Origin of the sequence: Thermosipho ferrireducens, from assembly GCF_017358165.1 — a bacterium.
Taxonomy (GTDB): Bacteria; Thermotogota; Thermotogae; order Thermotogales; family Fervidobacteriaceae; genus Thermosipho_B; species Thermosipho_B ferrireducens.
Genome location: NZ_CP071446.1, coordinates 1,301,453 through 1,322,282, shown reverse-complemented (window position 1 = coordinate 1,322,282; position 20,830 = coordinate 1,301,453). Strand labels below are relative to the sequence as shown.

21 protein-coding genes and 1 tRNA gene are annotated in these 20,830 nt (G+C 34.9%); 17 read left to right on the top strand and 5 right to left on the bottom strand.

The features are described 5' to 3' along the window. Positions 1–313: 313 nt before the first annotated feature. The 17 genes from JYK00_RS06605 to JYK00_RS06525 all read left to right on the top strand — a co-directional run bounded on the left by JYK00_RS06605 (position 314) and on the right by JYK00_RS06525 (position 14,339). Entirely contained in the window at positions 314–766 is a 453-nt protein-coding gene (locus JYK00_RS06605) for a GNAT family N-acetyltransferase (RefSeq protein WP_207566130.1), read from the top strand. Continuing rightward, entirely contained in the window at positions 763–1,626 is an 864-nt protein-coding gene (locus tag JYK00_RS06600; protein WP_207566129.1) for a deoxyribonuclease IV, read from the top strand. Before JYK00_RS06605 ends, JYK00_RS06600 begins: the two co-directional genes overlap by 4 nt. Then, positions 1,623–2,417: a patatin-like phospholipase family protein gene (locus JYK00_RS06595; protein ID WP_207566128.1), complete on the top strand. Its 795-nt coding sequence runs from the start codon at positions 1,623–1,625 to the stop codon at positions 2,415–2,417. Before JYK00_RS06600 ends, JYK00_RS06595 begins: the two co-directional genes overlap by 4 nt. Beyond that, positions 2,395–3,144 carry a hypothetical protein gene (locus tag JYK00_RS06590; RefSeq protein ID WP_207566127.1) on the top strand — a complete coding sequence of 250 codons (750 nt, stop codon included), beginning with the start codon at positions 2,395–2,397 and terminating at the stop codon, positions 3,142–3,144. The genes JYK00_RS06595 and JYK00_RS06590 overlap by 23 nt, the downstream gene beginning before the upstream one ends. Positions 3,145–3,154: 10 nt before the next feature. Next, positions 3,155–3,775 (top strand): LptA/OstA family protein, encoded by a 621-nt coding sequence (locus JYK00_RS06585; protein WP_207566126.1) that lies wholly within the window; start codon positions 3,155–3,157, stop codon positions 3,773–3,775. Between the two features lie 2 nt (positions 3,776–3,777). Then, positions 3,778–4,695 carry a tRNA (adenosine(37)-N6)-dimethylallyltransferase MiaA gene (gene miaA, locus JYK00_RS06580; RefSeq protein ID WP_207566125.1) on the top strand — a complete coding sequence of 306 codons (918 nt, stop codon included), beginning with the start codon at positions 3,778–3,780 and terminating at the stop codon, positions 4,693–4,695. Positions 4,696–4,699: 4 nt separating this feature from the next. Next, positions 4,700–6,154 (top strand): DNA polymerase III subunit gamma/tau, encoded by a 1,455-nt coding sequence (gene dnaX, locus JYK00_RS06575; RefSeq protein ID WP_207566124.1) that lies wholly within the window; start codon positions 4,700–4,702, stop codon positions 6,152–6,154. A 6-nt stretch (positions 6,155–6,160) separates the two neighbouring features. Further along, complete coding sequence (locus tag JYK00_RS06570) at positions 6,161–7,222, top strand: type IV pilus twitching motility protein PilT (protein WP_207566123.1); 1,062 nt, start codon at positions 6,161–6,163, stop codon at positions 7,220–7,222. Further along, positions 7,210–8,280, top strand: a complete 1,071-nt coding sequence (gene prfA / locus JYK00_RS06565; protein WP_207566122.1) for a peptide chain release factor 1 — start codon at positions 7,210–7,212, stop codon at positions 8,278–8,280. The genes JYK00_RS06570 and prfA overlap by 13 nt, the downstream gene beginning before the upstream one ends. Beyond that, positions 8,277–8,903, top strand: a complete 627-nt coding sequence (gene upp, locus JYK00_RS06560) for a uracil phosphoribosyltransferase (RefSeq protein WP_207566121.1) — start codon at positions 8,277–8,279, stop codon at positions 8,901–8,903. Before prfA ends, upp begins: the two co-directional genes overlap by 4 nt. Before the next feature lie 12 nt (positions 8,904–8,915). Further along, positions 8,916–10,187 carry a transcription termination factor Rho gene (gene rho, locus JYK00_RS06555; protein WP_207566120.1) on the top strand — a complete coding sequence of 424 codons (1,272 nt, stop codon included), beginning with the start codon at positions 8,916–8,918 and terminating at the stop codon, positions 10,185–10,187. 8 nt (positions 10,188–10,195) lie between these two features. After that, a complete protein-coding gene (locus tag JYK00_RS06550; RefSeq protein WP_207566119.1) occupies positions 10,196–11,344 on the top strand; it encodes a tetratricopeptide repeat protein in 1,149 nt (382 codons plus the stop codon). Between the two features lies 1 nt (position 11,345). Next, positions 11,346–12,617 carry an ArsB/NhaD family transporter gene (locus tag JYK00_RS06545; protein ID WP_207566118.1) on the top strand — a complete coding sequence of 424 codons (1,272 nt, stop codon included), beginning with the start codon at positions 11,346–11,348 and terminating at the stop codon, positions 12,615–12,617. 49 nt (positions 12,618–12,666) lie between these two features. Next, positions 12,667–13,230 (top strand): hypothetical protein, encoded by a 564-nt coding sequence (locus tag JYK00_RS06540; RefSeq protein ID WP_207566117.1) that lies wholly within the window; start codon positions 12,667–12,669, stop codon positions 13,228–13,230. Between the two features lie 7 nt (positions 13,231–13,237). Beyond that, the gene (locus tag JYK00_RS06535) at positions 13,238–13,762 is read left to right on the top strand and encodes a hypothetical protein (protein ID WP_207566116.1); all 525 of its coding nucleotides are present in this window, start codon (positions 13,238–13,240) and stop codon (positions 13,760–13,762) included. A gap of 11 nt (positions 13,763–13,773) precedes the next feature. After that, complete coding sequence (locus tag JYK00_RS06530) at positions 13,774–14,241, top strand: YqeG family HAD IIIA-type phosphatase (RefSeq protein ID WP_207566115.1); 468 nt, start codon at positions 13,774–13,776, stop codon at positions 14,239–14,241. A gap of 8 nt (positions 14,242–14,249) precedes the next feature. Next, positions 14,250–14,339, top strand: a tRNA-Ser gene (locus tag JYK00_RS06525). Positions 14,340–14,403: 64 nt separating this feature from the next. Here JYK00_RS06525 and JYK00_RS06520 read toward each other — a convergent pair. The 5 genes from JYK00_RS06520 to JYK00_RS06500 form a co-directional block, all read right to left on the bottom strand. Further along, positions 14,404–16,029 carry an ABC transporter permease gene (locus JYK00_RS06520; RefSeq protein WP_207566114.1) on the bottom strand — a complete coding sequence of 542 codons (1,626 nt, stop codon included), beginning with the start codon at positions 16,027–16,029 and terminating at the stop codon, positions 14,404–14,406. Between the two features lie 14 nt (positions 16,030–16,043). Continuing rightward, a complete protein-coding gene (locus JYK00_RS06515) occupies positions 16,044–17,009 on the bottom strand; it encodes an ABC transporter permease (RefSeq protein WP_207566113.1) in 966 nt (321 codons plus the stop codon). 75 nt (positions 17,010–17,084) lie between these two features. Continuing rightward, complete coding sequence (locus JYK00_RS06510; protein WP_207566112.1) at positions 17,085–18,827, bottom strand: ABC transporter substrate-binding protein; 1,743 nt, start codon at positions 18,825–18,827, stop codon at positions 17,085–17,087. A gap of 4 nt (positions 18,828–18,831) precedes the next feature. Then, positions 18,832–19,824 (bottom strand): ABC transporter ATP-binding protein, encoded by a 993-nt coding sequence (locus tag JYK00_RS06505; RefSeq protein WP_207566111.1) that lies wholly within the window; start codon positions 19,822–19,824, stop codon positions 18,832–18,834. Further along, positions 19,817–20,827, bottom strand: a complete 1,011-nt coding sequence (locus tag JYK00_RS06500; protein WP_228288132.1) for an ABC transporter ATP-binding protein — start codon at positions 20,825–20,827, stop codon at positions 19,817–19,819. Before JYK00_RS06500 ends, JYK00_RS06505 begins: the two co-directional genes overlap by 8 nt. Positions 20,828–20,830 lie beyond the last annotated feature (3 nt).

Here is a 20,830-nt window from a genome sequence, read left to right as displayed (position 1 = left end):
GCGAGAGTTGGCGAGGGTTAGTGAGAGTTGGTTCCTACTCATGTCATTCCGAACCCAAAGGGTGAGGATTTAGCGAGGTTAGCAAGGCCTGTCCTGAGCACGGAGTGCGAAGGATCTTGCGAGAGTTAGCGAGGTTGGTAAAAGATCAAGATTCCTCGCTTTGCTCAGAATGACAGGGGATAAGATCCTTCGTCATTACATTCCTCGGGATGACAGAGGACAGCGAGGTTGGCACGATTGGCGAGTATTAGCGAGAGTTAGCGAGGGTTGGCAAATTTAGAAAATTTCATAAAAACAGAAAAAGGTGGTAGTGATGTCCTCTCAAATACTAACTTTTAAAGGTAGAAATTCTTTAAACTTACTAAAACGATGCTGGGCTATTAGAAAAAAAGTATTTATTGAAGAGCAAAACGTGCCTGAAGAAGAAGAGTTAGATAGTAGAGACAACGAGGCTGTTCATTTTTTATTGACTGCAAACGAAAAAGATATTGGAACATGCAGGGTTCGTCATATAGCACCATTTGTTCTGAAAGTCGAACGCGTCGCCATAATAAAAGAATATCGAGGTCTTGGTTACGGGAAACTTCTAATGAAATATGTAGAAAAATATTCCAGGGAAAATAAAATAAAAAAATTAGTTCTAAATTCGCAGTTACACGTAAAAGATTTTTATGAACAATTGGGATTTATTTCAGATACGAACAATATTGTATTTTACGAAGCAGGAATCCCACACATAAAGATGGAGAAGGTGATAAATCTATGATACTAATAGGTGCTCATATGCCCATTGGTGGGGGATTCAAAAGAGTTCCAAAAGAAACTTACGAAATAGGGGGTAATGCCTTTCAAATCTTTCCTCACAATGCCAGACAATGGAAAGCCAATACTCCAAAAGCAGAAGATGTCCTCGAGTTTAAAAGAAGGGTAAAAAAATACACTTTAAATGAAGAAAGTATGCTTTGTCATAGTGGTTATCTAATAAATATTGCCAGCCCAAGGGATGAAATATGGAAAAAATCCCTTGAGTTATTAAAAACGGAAATGAAAATATGCAGTGAATTAGGTATAAAATATTTAAACATTCACCCGGGAAGTCACCTTGGAACTGGAGAAGAAGGTGGTATAAAAAGAATAGTTCAGGCTCTCAATGAGATTTTCGAAGAAGAAAATAATGTGATAATATTGTTAGAAAACGTAACAAAAAAAGGTGGAAATATAGGATATACCATTGAACAACTTGATAAAATAATTTCGCTGAGTAAATATCCTGAACGTTTAGGAATAACTTTTGACACCTGTCACGGATTTGATGCAGGATATGACATTACAAATTTGAAAGAATTAGACAAACTTTTAAAAAACATAGATTCTCTCATTGGACTTAAAAAATTGAAATTTATCCATTTAAATGATTCAAAATACGGACTTGGATCAAACAAAGATAGACATGAAAATATTGGAAAAGGCGAAATCGGCATAGAGGGATTCACACGCTTCCTAAACCATCCAATTATAAAAAAGATACCGTGGATCTTGGAGACACCTGGTAGCAATCATGCACATGCCGAGGATATCAAATTAGTTAAAAAACTTATAAATGATCTGGAGGATCACAAAAAATGATTAGAGGAGTTGCACTTGCAGCAGGTGGCGTCAAAGGAATAGCTCACATTGCCACATTAAAATACTTAGAAAAGAAAAAATTAGACTTTCAAATAATAACAGGTTCATCTGCTGGAGCTATCGTAGCCGCATTGTATGGGCTCTATGGAAATAGCGATATTGTACGCAAAAAGTTTTTTGATGCTATAGAAGAATTTTTACCAATGTTTAAAGGCCATATGGAAAAAGTTGAAAAATCCGGAGTATGGAGCATTCTTCAAAGATCGTTAGTCACAATTGAAGAATATTACCCGTTTTTCAAATATCTTTTTGGTAAAAAGAAATTCAGCGATTGTATAAAAAATATTGGGATAGTTACTTTCGATACTTTAAATATGGAATCAATCCTTATCACCGAAGGATATCTTGTCGATGCTGTAATGGCAAGCTCTTCAGTTCCAGGTGTTTTTTCGCCACTATGGATTGGCGGCACACAAAATACCGATGGAGGTGTTTTATCACCAACACCAGTCAGTGAAGCCATAAGTATGGGAGCTGAATTCGTTGTCGCAAGCACCTTTCAAAGGACTCCCAGGAAAATTCCAGAAGATCAACTGGAAATTATACTTTGTGTAGATAAATGGAAAGAAATCGAGATCGAAAAAGTTGATTTAAATTATGCTGATGTGGTAATATATTATATGATTTCAGCGCATTGGTTTGAATTTCATAAATATAAACAGATATACGAAGAGGCTTTGCGGTTTATCTTTGAAAGGAGAGAAAATATTGAACCTCTCGCTTGGTGGTGACTCTGCTCTGTATCTTTCTATTCCCGCCTTTTTCAAGGCAGCTTATGAAGAAAACATAAGATTTGAAGAAATACATTGTACAGGTTTCTCATGTATACCCGCTTTTTATATAACTTATTTTAATTCTGTTGATAGAGCATATCTCATTTCAAGAAACATTTTTGATGAATTGAAAAACATTTTTAATTTTTATGAAGGAGTTAATTTATTAGGAATTGTAAGACAATTTAGAATGTTATACAAAGCTTCCAGAAGCATGCATGGTGTAAAAAATCAAAAATTATTAAAAGATTTCATAACCAAAAATTTTCCAGATATAACTACTGAAAAAGTTCCAGCTTTAAAAATTCACGTGTTCAATTTAGAAACAGCTACCGAAGAAATTGTTACAGGAAGATTTCACGAAGCATTAATGAAAACCCTGAGTTTTCCTTTGGATTATTCTCCATATGAAAATTGCATTACAGGTTCATGGGCATACGGGGTTCCCAACGGCGATCTTATAGTACTCCTTGAAAAAAATACTGAAATTGCTCCAAAAAATGCGTTGGATTATATGACTGCCGCTACAATTGCAAGGACGAAAAAAATTATAGAATTACGTTCCAAAAAAGCAAAGCATGTTTTAAAAGCAACTTTCACATCTATTGATCCTATAATAGTAGCACCAAAGCTTTACAAAGAAACAAAAAAATTTTTTCAAGAACATTTTAAAAATAAAGAATAGGAGGTTTTACATGAAAAGATTAATTGCGTTTTTTATGTTATTAATTATCGTTTACGCTTTTCCAAAAACTATTCATATAACTGCCGATTACGTTGAACCAACGGATACTCTCATAACTTACAAGGGAAATATTCAGGTTATAATTGAGGAAGATAATATAGTATTAATATCAGAAAGTATGCTCATAAAAAAGCAGGAAAACAAGTGGAAATTATTAGAAGCGTCCACAAATGTTACATTTACTTTTGAAAACGGGAAGGTTCAGGGAAATGAGTTAGTTTATAATATTGACTCAAAAGCTGGAAATATCAAAAACGCATCTATCACAATTAACGATTCAAAAAGTGAAGACATAATAAAAATTCAATGTCAGGTCTTGAATTTCGACTTAAAGAACGATAAGTTCAGCGGCGAAGATAGCGATGGAGTTCAGATCGAAAAAGGAAAAATTAGGGCAAACGCTAAAAAATTTGTCTACGACAGAAAAAACGGAAAAATTATTCTTGAAGGAAATGTCAAACTAAAAGATCAGGAAAAAGATATTACTCTTACAGCTTCAAAAATTATAATCAATACAGAAAATAACAACATGAAAGGCGAAAATGTAACAGTGGAAATAGTGGTGAAATAACTATGAAATACCTCATAATAAGTGGACCAACTGGGGTAGGGAAAACTGATCTTGTAATAGAATTTTGCCAAACAAAAAATAGTGCAGTAATTTCTGTTGATTCACGGCAAATATACAAATACATGGATATAGGAACAGCAAAACCCACTGTAGAAGAAAGAAAAAAAGTTCCTCACTATTTAATAGATTTCTTAGATCCATCCACTGATTATAACGCTTTTAAGTACAGGCAAGATGCTTTAAAAATAAGAGAAAAGCTGATTAAAAATAGTATTATTCCTGTATTTGTAGGCGGTACAGGACTTTATATTGATGCCCTGATAAAAGGACTGTTTGAAGGTGTACCACGAGATGAGAACTTAAGAAAAGAACTCAGCGAACTGGAAAAAAAGCAACCTGGAATCTTAAGAAACATGCTGGAAAAATTTGATCCCGCATCTGCTATGAAAATACATCCATCAGATTTAAAAAGAACGATTCGTGCGCTTGAAGTTTACATGAAAACCGGGAAAAGGATATCAGAGCTACAAAATCAAAATAAAGTGTCTTCTGAGTATTTTATAGTGATCTTTACAAGAAACCGGGATGAATTGTATGAAAGGATTAATGAACGAGTCGAAAAAATGATAGAAGTTGGTTTATTAAGTGAAGTAAGTTCTCTTATTAAAAAGTATCCAAAAGATATTAATGCGTTTCAAACTATAGGTTATAAAGAACTCATAGAGTATTTTGAAGGAAAATACAATTTAGAGCACGCTATACATCTCATAAAAAGAAATACAAGAAGATATGCAAGACGACAAATAATATGGCTAAAAAGATACAAAGATGCATTATGGTTAAATTTGTCTGAATTGAAACGAAAGGATATTCTTCAAAAATTAAACGAAATTTATGAAAAATATTCCATGCGAGGGTGATACAATGGAAACACTGTATAGAAAATACAGACCAAAAAGATTTTCAGAAGTTGTTGGGCAGACACACGTCAAAACACTTTTTTCACACGCTTTAACTCAAAATAGGTTAGCTCATGCTTATATATTTGCCGGTCCACGAGGAACCGGGAAAACTACAGTGGCAAGAATACTTGCGAAAGCTCTTAACTGTGAAAATAGAAAAGATTACGAACCCTGCAACGAGTGCTTTTCGTGTAAAGCAATTGATAACGGAAATTTTATAGACGTTATAGAAATAGACGCTGCTTCAAATCGTGGAATAGATGAAATTAGAAAAATTAGAGAGGCAGTGGGCTATCACCCGGTTCATGGGAAATACAAAGTATACATAATTGATGAAGTACATATGCTTACAAAGGAAGCCTTTAATGCCCTGTTAAAAACATTGGAAGAACCCCCTGAAAACGTTGTGTTTGTTCTGGCCACCACAAACCCAGAAAAAGTTCCTCTTACAATTTTATCGAGATGCCAGGTTATAGATTTTAGAAACATAGATATAAAAAATATTATAGAAAGGCTGAAGTATGTCTCTGAAATTGAAAACCTTGACATTTCTATAGACGCATTGAATGAAATAGCAAAAAGAGCAAACGGAGGCCTCAGAGATGCTTTAACAATACTTGAACAGGTAGTTAGATTTTCCGAAGGTAGTATTTCCTCTTCCACTGTCAAAGAAGTATTAGGAATGGTTCCAGACGAAATTATTGAAGAATTTATATCTAACATACTTTCTGGAAAAGTTCAGGATTTACTTAAACAAATCGATGATATCTATTCTTCAGGAAAAGACATAGAAGTCTTCTTTCAACAAACTCTAAACTATTTAGTAGAAAACATTGAAAAAGGAGAAATTAAGTACATTCAACTTTTAAAACCGTTATCAGAAATAGCAAAAGATATAAAATATGTTAATGAAAAATTACTCATTGCAAAGATAGGTATTGTAAATGTTTCCCATAAATACATAGAATCTTACAGCAAAAACAACTTTCAAAAAAATCAGACAAAGTCAGAAGAAATGCAATTTACCCATCCAGATAACAATGATGAAAAAGCACAGACAACTTTTGAAACTGAAAAAATAACATCTGAAAGCACAGAGGAACTAACTCAAAAAATGCAATCTGCTTTTTCAGAAATTATGGAAGAACTAAAATTATATGGAGATCTCTCTTTATATGTTGGCCTTTCCCTGGCAGATGTTGTGGAAAAACAAAATGAAATAACTATTTCATTTACACCTGATAAAAAAATTCATTACGAACTGATAAAAAGCAAAAAAGAAGAGCTGGAAAAAATGTACGCCACAAAAAGCGGTATATTAAAACCTATAAGTATCAAAATAGGAAAAGATATTGACACTGACGTGCTGGATAAACTCAAATCCATCTTTGGAGATGACTTTGTGGTAGAGGAGTGACAAATCATGATTGGGTTGAATATAAGAGAAATTATTCTAAAGGCGAAAGAACTAAGGGCATCGGATATCCACCTATCAGTGGGAATGCCACCAATAGCTCGTGTCGATGGTAACCTTACAAAAATTCAAGGTTTTTCAATTATAAGCAGAGAGGAATTAGAGGAAGCTTTAGATGCCATGCTTTCAGAATTGGAAGTGGATAAAGGAGCAAAAGAGATTGATTTTTCGTTCTCAATCGAAGATTTGAGAATAAGAGCAAATCTATACTATGAGCGGAAAAATCCCGCACTTGCTTTAAGGTTAATTACAAAGAGAATACGTTCAATAGAAGAACTAAAACTCCCCTCATTACTGAAAGATTTTGCCGAAAGGGATCATGGGTTAGTATTGGTAGCTGGTCCTACAGGTAGTGGAAAATCTACAACTCTGGCTGCAATGATTGAACACATAAACAATCGCTTTGCAAAACACATAATTACAATTGAAGATCCTATAGAATATGTTTTCGAAAGCAAAAGATGTCTTATTCACCAACGTGAAGTGGGAACCGATACAAACAGCTTTTCAGCGGGGCTAAAATACGCTTTAAGACAGGATCCAGATGTCATTCTCGTCGGTGAAATGCGTGACCTTGAAACAATGGCTTTGGCACTTACTGCAGCAGAAACTGGACATCTTGTATTTGCAACAGTTCATACCAATTCAGCTTCCACTGCTCCTGAAAGAGTCATAGATGTTTTTCCTTCGCATCAACAAAGGCAAATCTCTTTGCAACTTGCCAATACTCTCGTCGCTGTGGTATTTCAAAGGCTTGTCCCTAAAAAAGAATATGGAGTTTATCCTGTAATAGAAATTATGGTAGCTACACCTGCGATAAGAAATCTTATAAGAGAAAACAAGCTACACCAAATTGAAGGAGTAATGCAGGCAAGTCAAAAATACGGTAATGTTTTGTTTGATGAGGCTCTTATTAGCGCCTATTTAGAAGGTATAATTGAACGCGATGTTTTAATTGAAAATGCCAGAAATCCTGAGGAGGTGGCTAAAAAGATAGGATGGAGAATTTAGAAATCGCACGTCTAATTGAAGACTGGAGCAAAAAAGCGCTCAAAAAGCTTGAAAATATTTTATCCACACCTTTGTCTCCAGAAGACCTCAGAAAATTTTCAGAAGAATATTCAAAAATGAAAGAAATTAACGAACTTTCTCACAAGTTTTTAGAAATAGAAGATGAAATTGCCCTCTGGAAAGAAGAAATGCCAGACGGATTTGAGCAGGAAATAGAAAAACTTGAAAAACAAAAAGAAAAAACCATTCAACAACTTATTTCTTTAGTTATTCCTGATGAAGAATTTAGCGGTAAAAACGTGTTTTTAGAAATCCGTGCAGGAACCGGTGGAGAAGAAGCAGCACTTTTTGCCGGTGATTTATTGAGAATGTATTTAAGATATTCTGAAATAAAAGGATGGAAAACAGAAATAGTCGATGAAAGCAAAACAGATCTCGGCGGTTATAAAGAAGTCATAGTTAGAATTCAGGGAAAGAACGTGGGAAATTACCTAAAGTATGAAAGAGGTGTCCACAGAGTTCAAAGGGTCCCAACCACAGAGTCTGGTGGAAGAATCCACACTTCTACAGCCACTGTTGCTGTTTTACCCGAAGTCACAGATGTAGATGTAAAAATAAACCCGGGAGATCTTAGAATTGACACATATCGCGCTTCTGGAGCTGGAGGACAATATGTAAATAAAACAGAATCTGCTGTTAGAATTACTCATATTCCAACAGGCATTGTGGTAACCTGTCAGTCTGAAAGATCTCAACTTCAGAATAAAGAAAGGGCATTGATGGTTTTACGTGCCAGGCTTTATCAATTAAAATTATCCGAACAGGAAAAGACATTAAGTGCTAATAGAAAATCTCAGATAGGAACAGGTGAACGTAGTGAAAAAATTCGAACATACAATTTTCCACAAAATAGAGTCACAGATCATAGAATAAATTATACTTCATACAATCTGCAGGCAATTCTGGATGGTGAATTAGATGAATTCGTATCACGTCTGATGAAAGCTGAAATGATTAAACAGGTTGAAAACATTATAAAAAAGGAGGAGCACAGATGAAAGTAAATGTGGTGGACCATCCTCTGGTAAAACACAAACTAACCATAATGAGGCAAACTGATACTGGCCCAAAGGAATTTAGAGAACTTTTGAAAGAAATAACACTTTTGATAGCTTACGAAGCTACAAGGCATATTGAAATTTTCGAAACCGAAATAGAAACCCCTCTGGAAACCACCAAAGGATATTATATTAACGACAAAGACGTAGTTATAGTACCAATATTAAGAGCTGGTCTGGGAATGGCAGATGGCATCCTGCAACTTCTACCTAACGCTTCTGTTGGTCATATAGGAATTTATAGAGATCCTAAAACACTGGAAGCGATCGAATATTACAGTAAATTACCATCTTTAAAACAAACAAGTCAAATATTTGTACTTGATCCAATGCTTGCAACAGGTGTATCTTCAGTAAAAGCTATAGAAATAGTAAAAGAGCATGGCGGGAAAAAAATCGTGCTCGTTACCCTTATCGCATCACCGGAAGGTGTTAGAGTGGTTAATGAACATTGCCCGGATGTGATAATATATACTGCTTCACTGGACAGAAAGTTAAATGATAAAGGATATATACTACCGGGATTAGGAGACGCAGGAGATAGACTATTTCGAACAAAGTAGGAGGTGAAATTTTTGAACACAGACACATTAAACATCAAAGAGCTCGAACAAATGACAATAAAAGAATTGTACAAATTAGCAAAACAATACGATATTCCAAGATATACCTCTTTAAGAAAACATGACTTAATTTTTGCTATTCTGGAAGCAAAAGCAGAATCTGAGGGCTATTTTTTTGGTGAAGGAGTTTTAGAAGTTCATCCCGATGGCTTTGGTTTTCTCAGAAGTCGGGAAAGTATGCTACCCAGTTCTAAGGACATTTATCTATCAAATTCACAGATAAGAAAATTTAATCTGAATACCGGTGATATTATATCAGGTGTTATACGACCTCCAAAAGAAGGAGAAAGATTTTTTGCCATGATAAAAATAGAAGCAGTAAATTACAAAACCCCAGAATTGGCAAACGAAAGAGTTAACTTTGAGAATTTAACGCCGGATTATCCAAAAGCAAAGTATATTTTAGAAACAGACAAGTACACTTTGTCTACAAGACTTATAGACCTTTTTTCGCCTATAGGAAAAGGTCAGAGGGGAATGATAGTTGCCCCTCCAAAAGCTGGTAAAACAACTATTTTAAAAGAGATTGCTAATGGAATAGCCAAAAATCATCCTGAAACAATTCGAATAGTACTTTTAATAGATGAAAGGCCTGAAGAAGTTACTGACATAAAAGAATCTGTTGATGCTCATGTAATAGCTGCTCCCTTTGATATGCCTCCAGATAAACAAATAAAAATAGCAGAGTTAACCCTGGATATGGCGAAAAGATTAGTAGAATACGGATATGATGTGGTTATTTTGCTCGATAGTTTAACAAGACTCGCGAGAGTGTATAATATTCATGTGCCACCAAGTGGAAAATTATTAAGTGGAGGGGTTGACCCAGCGGCTCTGTACAAACCCAAACACTTTTTCGGAGCGGCCAGAAATACTCGAGAGGGTGGAAGTTTAACTATAATAGCAACTTCTCTTATAGAAACAGGGTCTAAAATGGATGAAGTAATATTTGAAGAATTCAAGGGAACAGGCAACATGGAACTGGTCTTATCACGGCAATTAGCCAATAAAAGAATATTTCCGGCTATCAATCTCTCTTTATCGGGAACAAGGCGCGAGGAACTCTTACTTGATGAACAAACTTTGAAGAAAGTATGGATTTTAAGAAAAATGCTCGCTTCTATGAGTGAAGAAGAAGGATTAAAATTAATTTCCAATAAGTTACGCGAAACTCACAGTAACGAAGAATTTTTAGCCCTTATTGATATGCAAAAAAAGGCTTAGGAGGAAAAATGTTAAGGAAAATTTTTATACTAATGTTAATTGCTTTCACATTGTTAACTTTTGGCTTAAGTCCTAAAGCCTTAGAATTTTATCAGTCTGGATTAAACGCATATCAACAGGAAAATTATAAAGATGCGTTGTATTATTTCGAGCAATCGCTAATAGAAGACCCATCTATAGAAGGATACGATCCAAACATAAAGTTTAAAGCTGGAATATCTGCGTATATGATAGGAGATTATGACAGGGCAAAAGCTTATTTATCTTCTTACAAGGACAACCCTCTTATTTCAAATATTTTCAAAGAATTAGAAAGCAAAGAAAAAAGTGATGAGTGGAAAAACTGGATAGATAAGTACACTCCAACAACCTCTCAAGAAGCCACTCCAACTGAAACCAAAAAAAGTTCCAACAAGTTATTTTTGTTCCTCATAACATTTGCTATTTCATTTGCCGTTCTTGGATTTATGGAATATCGAGTGTATAAGGCGAAAAAACTGTTACCTTCATCTGAGACAGCGCATCCCATGTCTGTTGTTGAAGAACCTTCGCTAATCGTAGAAGAAGGGCAAACAGATTTATTGCAGGAAAGCACAAAAATTGTTAATGTCGAGGAATTGTTAAATTCTGAACTTGACATGATCACCAGCCTTATTGGAGAATCAAACGAAGACACAAAAAAAGTATCGAAAACTTTGGAAGATAAGGAAGAAAAAGAAAATGAGTTTGAAAAAGAGATAACTGAAGAAATAAACGAAGTTCTGGAAGAATTAACCGAAACTATCGAAGAAAATAAAGAAAAAGTTGAAAAAAACCAGAAAGAAGAGGAAGAGGAACCAATTACATCTGAAAAGACGGAAGAAAAGCTGTCAGAAAAAGCGGACCTAAAAGACGAAAAAGAAACTATTGAAAAAGAACTAATAGAAAAACTCAAAACATATATAGAAGTTAATAAAGCCACTGAAAAAGAAATTTCAGATAAAAAAGAACAAGAAGAAATGGAAATTTCCATTGAAGAAGCTGAGGCTCTTGAAAGCGAGACTTCTGAAACAACAGAAGAAGATATTTTAAAAACTCTTGACGAAAAATCTCCAGAAGAAATCACAGAAGATGATATAAAAACAATTTCACATATAATTAAGGAGAGATTGAGTTAAAATGTCCCGTTACATTGTGTTACTTCTCTTCTTCATAGCTTATTATTTTATAATCTTTAAAAAGGATAAGTCTTCCGTCACAACTTTTCTCATAGGTTTAATGGTTGGAATCTTTAAAGTTGGAAATTTGAAAATAGAAAATGCTTCTGAATTTATCGACTTTAACACCATTTCTTTACTTGTAGGTATGATGATAATAATTTCTGTATTAAAAAGTACGGGTTTTTTTCAGTTCATAGCAGTCAAAACTGTTAAAATAAGTGGATCAAATATTTTTAAACTTTTACTACTAATGAATTCTATTATATTTGTGTTTTCTGCGCTACTTGATAATGTAACAACCATTCTTCTCTTTATACCTTTGCTTTTGTTGATATCCGACACTGCAGATATACCACCAAATATACTAATATTCACCGCTATTCTTTCTGCAAACCTTGGAGGTTCGGCTACACTGATTGGTGATCCTCCTAATATAATCATTGGAAGTGCAGCGAAAATCAGCTTTTTAACGTTTCTAAAAAATATGATAATTCCTTCTATAATTGCGTTTATTACCGTATCGTTTTATTTTTTTAAAATCATGAAATTTCCCGGGGATGTAAATCAAAAACTAAAAAATTTTATTCAGGTTGACGCTACCACACTTATTTCAAATTATCCACTTATGATTAAAACTCTGATTATTTTTTTAGGAGTAGTAATAGGTTTCGTTGTTCATGAATACATTGATTATGAAATGTCTCTTATTTCTCTTACAGGTGCAGCTTTAATACTTCTACTATCAGGAAAAAACTTTGAAAATACAAGCAAAGATATAGAGTGGGATACCTTATTCTTTTTTATTGGGCTATTTTCGCTAACTTACGCTTTAGAAGTTAGTGGATTAACAGAACTTATAACACATCAATTTCTTTTATTAGAAATTCATCCAAAATTTCTTACAATCATAATGTTCTGGGCTGTATTTCTTTTTTCAGGAATAGTGGGAGCTGTACCAAGTACAATGATATTTATTCCTATAATAGAGGGTTTAATAAACTCTGGAATGTCTTTCAATCTCTGGTGGTCGTTAGCATTGGGAGCTGGATTTGGAAGCAATTTAACTCCTATAGGTGCCGCATCTAATATTGTAAGTGTTTCATTACTTGAAAAACACACTGAAAAGAGATTATCATTTGGTAAATATATAAAAATCTCAATTGTTCCAACACTTGCCTGTGGAATAATTGCTACGGTTTACCTTTTTATAAAAGAAGCTTTAACTGTATAATGCATTATTCAATTTGCTGGAGGTGAAAAACATAAAAAAGGCAATAAGCTTGGCTATCATTTTATTTTCAACGCTTCTATTTTGTGGTACATCTATTTTTGAATTTGTAGAAAACACAGCTGGTGCAAGAGATTTTAAATTCTCTGCCGATATAGTTTTTGATGTTTACTCTCCCGATAACAATGAATTGATCACAAAATTCACCATTGATGGGACAATAATAAATCTCGAAAAATTTATTATAGAATTTAGAGAGCCGGAATTTTTAAAAGGAATAAAAATAAGTTTAGACACAATAAACAACTTAATAAACTATACATATAGTGATTATACTATAACCGAAATCTCAAACTATGATATGGAAATTGTATACGAGTTTATCAATACAGCTGTAGGTTTTTTGACTTCACCAATATTTCAAGTTCATGAAACTAAAACAGGATTAACATTTATACCTTCTGGATATTCCTTTTTAAAAAGATTAGGCCTTGAACCTACAAAAATCGATATATATTTAAAAGAAAACAAAATAGAAAAAATAACATTTACCACCGAAGAAAGTACAGAAAGTGTAATCATCCTTTTCAAGCAATTTGAAATAATAAGGAGGTAATCACTCTATGAAAAAAACTGCTATTTTATTTTTCGTAACTTTGATACCCGTCATGCTACTTTCTTCCAGCTTTGACATGGGAGCGGGATGGAATTTTGGTTCTGTAAACGCTTTTTCTGTAATTATTGGATACTCAGACGAAACTTTTTCCACAAATTGGATATACAGTTTTCAAGGGTTTGAAAAATATAATCATAGGATAACTTTTTCTTATAGTCTTTATAAAACTTCACAACTTAAAATTGGACCAATGCTGTTCATCGAAAATACTAATTTTTCTTCAGAGACTACTTCTCCCATATATGAACTTGGAATAACTATAAAAATCTCTCTGCAAAACTTGAATTTTTCAATAGGAATGGGATATCCTATTTCTGGCGTATTTAACTTTTCAGAAGCTATTCATATACAGGCAAGATACTTTATACCACCACCAAAAAACATGAAAATGCGAGATAAACTTTATTTAATAACTGACTATAGCAAATCAAAAATTTTTGTAGGAGTCGGCTTGCTCGAACCTATTAATTGAGGTGAAAATTCATGGATGAAATGCACAAAACAATTTTTGATATAAATTACGACCAGCTCATAAAAAATGGAAAGCAATGTTTCATCTACGACTTTGATAATACGTTAAACAGATGGCGTGAATCTCACGTTGATCAACCAATAATAGAACTTTTCAAAAAACTTAACTCAAAAGGTGTAAAAATATTAATAGTTTCTAACGGACATCCAAGAAAGCTTGAGATTGATGTTGAATGCATCTGGCTTGCCAGAAAACCTTTCGCTTTTAAAGTGAGAAAATGGTTAAAAAATAACAATATAGACCCTAAAACTGTTGTGGTCATAGGTGATCAATTATTTACGGATGTTTTATTTGGAAAATTTATAAAAGCATACACAATAAAAGTAGAACCTCTTGATAAAAAACATGAGTTTTGGGGGACTAAAATCCTGCGTTTTTTCGAAAAATTAGTCTTGAAAATGTTAAAAGCTATGGTATAATATTTCACGGAGGCGTGTCCGAATTGGCTAAGGAGCCGGTCTTGAAAACCGGTGGGGGTTACACCCCCGTGTGGGTTCGAGTCCCACCGCCTCCGCCAGTAATAAAAATTAAAAGCGGGACATCTGTCCCGCTTTTTCTATTTATTGTATGATCTCTACTTATTATCCCAGAGCCCTTGGATCCAGCGCATCTCTCAAGCCATCACCAACGAAATTAAATGCTATAACTGTTACAAAAATAAAGATTCCAGGTATAAGCAACCATGGGGCGCTTTGCAAAACGTATATATCCTGAGCTCTTGCCATCATCAATCCCCAGGAAGCGGAAGGTTCTCTTATTCCAAGTCCAAGGAAAGAAAGACCAGCCTCACCGAGAATATACGCAGGTATTGCCAGAGTCGCATTTACAATCATATAAGTCATTGTATTTGGAATCACATGACGCCACAAAATTTTTCTATCAGGGTAACCTAAAGCAATTGCAGCTTCAACAAACTCCATCCTTTTTATAGATAAAACCATACCCCTTATAATTCTTGAACGACCAGCCCAACCTATAAATGAAAGAATAAATACCAAAAGAATGTAAATCTGCGACGATGGTATGTCCATCGGCAACAATGACCTTAGCAATATAAGAAGATAAAAACCTGGTATTGACATTATAATCTCAGCAAATCTCATCATAAATTCATCAATCATGCCACCATAGTATCCTGAAATTCCACCAAATAAAAGTGATAAAGATAAAGTTATAGTTAATCCTATAAAACCTATAGATAGCGATATTCGAGAAGCAAAGATTAATCTACTCCATACATCTCTTCCAAATTCATCTGCTCCCATTATAAAAACTTTTACAAATTTGTTGTTATCATAATTGTCCACACCATAAAGGTGGTATTTCAAAGGAATAACCCAGAGAACATAGCCCACTCTACCATAGTCCTTTGCTTTCGGACCCCAGCTTTTTACAAACCACTTAATAGGATAATACTTATAGTCATATCCAACTACTTTTAAATTTTTCCCCATTAACAAATGAAGTTTCCCGCTTTCATCTCTATATTTGATGTAATTTATTGTATATTTTAGCCCTACCTCTTCAATAGCATCTTCGGAATCTACTTTAAGCTTAAAATTGTACTTCCCAAAAATAACAGACTTTGCCGTATTTGTTTTTGTAGTGACAAATGCTTCTCCTTTAGTAAGAACCTCATCATTATAATTAAAAACAAGATAAGGTGCTTTTTCAGCAGCGCTGGAAACTCGTATCCACTTTCCATTTATCTTTGCATATTCTTCCCTTTTCAGGGAGAATTCCAAACTTTTCGCATTAATAATTTCGCCGCTAAAATCTTTTCGTGGAAAATATTTAGCATCATTTAACACTATAGTCATTAACTTACCATTATATTCAACCGTTAATCTGCTTGGATAAAGCAGCTCTCGAATTTTCCTTGTATAGTCGAGTTTATCAACATAACTTGTACATGGAAGCACATGAGGTTTGACTTTTGTTTCAAAATCCCCTACCTTATACTTTGTTTTAATATCTGTTGGAGGAGCGTACGCATGTTTTAAGCTTTGTTCAAATGGGTTGTAAGGAGCCAAAAAGTCAGCTGCAAACATCATTATATACAATATAATTAGTACCCACATCCCAACAACTGCAAGTCGATTCTTTTTAAAGGCTCGCCACATTAACTGGCCACGTGTCAGGTATACTTCTTCGAAATCTATGTTTTCATTATTCTTTTTTTGCTTTTTTTCTTTTTCTTTAGCCATTCACTACGCCCTCCTTACTCAAGTCTAATTCTTGGATCAACTGCAGCGAGAAGAATATCGCCAACAAGATTTCCAGCAATCAGCATTATAACACTTATTACTATACTCGCCATAACCACATAAATATCCTGCTGTATAAAAGCCTGATAAACGAGTCTCCCAAGTCCTGGCCAGGAGAATATTGTCTCAGTTATAACAGCTCCACCAAGAAGTCCTGACAAACTATATCCAAACATTGTAACCAATGGGTTGATTGCATTTCTCACAGCATGTTTGTATATAACAACTCGTTCTGGCATTCCCTTTGCTCTTGCAAATTCGACATAGTCTTCGTTAAGAACATCTAACAAAGTTCCTCTCATATATCTCATTAACCCAGCGAAAGCTCCAAAACTTAAAGTAAACGCAGGTAATTGCAAATGCCAGAAAATATCTTTAAATCCCTGCCATACAGACATACGTCCATGGTTGACATCGTACATACCCGCTACAGGAAACCATCCAGTTTTGGCTGCAAAATAGAGCAACAACAGCGCAAGGAAAAATCCTGGTACGGCTATTCCACTGAATGCTATCACAGTCAAAAACTTATCCCAGAATGTATATTTTTTGAGCGCAGAAACAACGCCCAATATTATACCCACAATCCATGATATAACAAATGAATACAAAGATAAAATCAACGTAGCAAGAACTCTCTCACCAATAAGACCAGTCACAGGTCTTCTATAATAGAAAGAATAACCAAAATCACCTTTAAGAACCTGTTTTAGCCATAAAAAATATTGAGTTATCATAGGTTTATCAAGACCATATTGCTTTGAAAGATGATCCAAAAATTCCTGGGAAACTGATGGATCGAGTCTATATTGATCTAAAAAATCACCTGGGGCTGCATACATAATTGTAAAAACAATAAATGTTATTATGAAGAGTTCTGGAATCATTATTATCAATCTACGTGCTATATACCTTAGCAACCTATTCACCTCTCTTCAAAAATTTAAATAATGCGGGCGGATACAAATCCACCCGCTTTGCTCTTACATCACAAATTATTGTTCTTTCCATTCTTCGTAGACATTCCACCAGGTTCCACCAAGTGGTCCTATTTTTACATTTCTCAATGACGCGTCATAAGCATAAAGTCTTAAAGTATTAACTGTATAGATAAGTGGTAAATGTTCAGATACCAATTGCTGGAATCTTGCGAAGTAATCTTTTACTATATTTTCATCAAGAATTCTAACATTTTCTTTGAAAATACTATCGATTTCTAATTCCCAATCTGGCAGGTAATAATCGTTTGCATCAACGTATTCTGCAACTTTTGGACTGTAGTTCCAGAAGTGGAGACCTGCTTCAACTTTCCAGACATTTGCACCACTCTGTGGTTCGTCACCACCGGTAAGACCTATTATAACAGCTTCCCAATCGCCTGTATTAAGAAGTTTTTGAACGAGTGTATTGAAATCAATCGGACTGAATGTAACTTCCATTCCAAGCTGTTTAAGAGCATCAGAAATGATATTCGCAATACCTTCTCTAACTCTGTTTCCTGCGTTTGTTGTAAGAAGGAATTTAACAGGATTTCCATCCTCATCAACAAGTTGACCATTTTCATCCCATGTAAAACCACCAAGTTCAAGCATCGCTCTTGCCATATCAAGATCAAATTCATACTTTACTACAACATCTTCGTTATAATATGGAGAATTCATAGAAACTGGAGACCATTGAGGAATGCCAAGTCCGTTATAAAGAGTATCTATTATAGAATTTTTATCTATAGCATATGCAACGGCTTTTCTAAAGTAGTCATTTCTAAACCATTTTCTTTTTACAGGATCCGGGGTGTTCCAGTTAAAGGTAATAAACGCTGTACCATATGCTGGACCTGCCGTTGTTACCACAATATTAAGGTCTTTTTCTTTTTCTTTCAACTCTGCATATTCTGTACCACGTGGTGCATAAACATCTATTTCCTTATTTTCAAATGCTAGTCTCATGGCATCCTGATTGGAAATTATCTTAAATACTACTTCATCAAAGTATGGAAGTTGATTTCCATTTGCATCTTTTTTGTAATAGTATGGATTTTTTGTAAATCTTACATACTGATCCGGAACATATTCTACAGGAATATATGGACCAAGACCAACTATTTCACCATTGTTTATTGCATCAACTGTCCAGAATTCTTCAAAGTTACCTTCTTTTACATATTTTTCAGCTATGTGTTTTGGGAAAATGTACATACCGCCAAGGTATCTGAAAGCAAGCCTGAATGGTTCTGGATAATACATCCTTACTGTGTAATCATCTATTTTTTCCGCTTTTGGAAGATACCCGTTTGTACTCTTCAATACATCCTGCATGGAACTTGGAATATCTGGATTTGTGTAAATTTCATTTAAAGTAAATACCACATCATCTGCTGTAAGAGGTTGCCCATCACTGAATTTAATTCCTTTTCTCAAATGCCAGATAACTTCCATTCCACCATCAGCTGTGAGCCTTGGACCTTCCCAGCTTTCAGCAACTGCTGGATAGAATTCCATATCTACTCCATGGCGCTCAATAAGGGTTCCACCATATCCCATGAACATATCAATGACATCGGTAGAGCTTGTTTCTTTTGCTACAATGTCGTTCACCGTCTTTGGACCGCTAAGCGTTCCTACCACAAACTGTCCTCCAGCTTTACCGTTTGCATCCGCACCAATCCACGGTAGTTTTGGAGCAGCAAAGGCAAATACTACTATCAAAGCCAACAACATCACTGCAAGTTTCTTCATAAACTCACACCCCCTCTTTTTCTACCAGGTAACATGCTACCTGGTGATTTTCAGAAACATTCGACATTTTTGGATATTCTTTATCACATATGTTCATTTTATAAGGACATCGTGGATGGAAGAAGCATCCACTTGGTCTTGCAATAGGACTTGGTACACTTCCTGTTAAAATTATTCTTTTTCTTTGTTTTTCAACTTTTGGATCCGGCACAGGCGAAGCAGATAGTAATGCTTTTGTGTAAGGATGTACGGGATGATCAAATACCTCGTTCACATCCCCCATCTCCACAATTCTCCCCAGATACATTACAGCAACACGGTTGCTTATGAATCGGGCTAAAGAGAGATCGTGGGATATGAATATGTAAGTTAAATTCAATTCTTCCTGAAATCTTTGAAAAAGGTTAACAATTTGCGCCTGCACAGACACATCAAGTGCTGAGGTAGGCTCATCAAGGAATATTATTTCTGGACCAACTGATAACGCGCGAGCTATAGCGATCCTTTGCTTTTGTCCCCCGCTAAATTGGTGTGGATATCTATCCATATGATATGGTTTTAAACCAACCATCCTCAAAAGTTCAACTGCTCTCTCATAAGCCTCTTTATTTGTTTTCACTATATTGTGAAACAACAATGGTTCTGTTAATATTTGACCTATTGTCATCCTCGGATTTAATGAACCTATTGGATTCTGGAAAACTATTTGCATCTTTCTTCTAAAAGGTAACATTTCTTTTCGAGTAAGTTGAGATATGTCTTCCCCAAGAATTTCTACTTTTCCTTCAGTTGGTTCTATTAACTTTAGCATTGTACGAGCTGTCGTTGTTTTCCCACAACCTGATTCACCAACTAAAGCGAACGTTTCTTTTCGTTTTACATCAAAAGAGACATCATCTACTGCTTTAACATCCCCAACACGCTTTTTAACAAGAAAACCTTTCATTATCGGAAAATATTTTTTTAAATTTTGAACGCGAATAATGGTTTCACTCATTGTTCATCGCCTCCAGATTATTTTCTGGTTCAACAGGATTAAAACATCTTACAAAATGGTTTGGTTCCAGTTCTTCTAATTTTGGCAACTCTTTCGTACACTTATCTAATCTCCTTGGACATCTTGGGGCAAACGGACAAACGTCTGGAACATCTATCATTCTTGGAGGTTGTCCAGGAATAGCTTCCAGCTTATCAAGTTTCTTATCCAGCCTTGGGATTGCCCTTAATAACATATGTGTATACGGATGCATTGGCCTATAGAATATATCTTCTGCTGTACCTAATTCCATTTGTCTGCTTCCATACATAACATTTATTCTGTCAGCCATGGATGCAATTACACCCAAATCATGCGTTATAAACAAAAGACCTGTTCTAAATTCTTTTTGAAGATCCTTCATCAGTTCCAGAATCTGAGCCTGAATTGTAACGTCTAAAGCTGTTGTAGGTTCATCAGCAATCAACACTTTCGGATTACATGATAATGCGATAGCTATAACCGCTCTTTGCCTCATACCTCCACTGAACTCAAAAGGATACGCCATCATACGCTTTTCAGGTTCGGGAATCTGAACTTTCCTTAGCATCTCAATGCCTATATCCCAGGCAGTTCTCCTATCCACATTTTGATGCTGAATGATGGTTTCTACCAGCTGGTCCCCTATTGTATAAAGCGGGTTTAATGAAGTCAATGGATCCTGGAAAATCATACCTATTTCTTTCCCTCTAATTTTTGTCATCTCATCTTCCGGTAACTTTAAAATATCTTCCTCTTCTCCGCGACCTCGATAAATTATTTCACCGTTCACAATTTTCCCTGGTTTATGAATGAGCCTCATAACAGATTTCACCGTTACACTTTTACCTGAGCCAGTTTCTCCAACAATTCCAAGAACTTCATTCTCATGTAAATCAAATGACACATCGTTAACTGCCTTTACTACACCTTCCTCCATATAAAACCATGTACTGAGGTTACGCACAGATAATACCGGCTTCAAAAG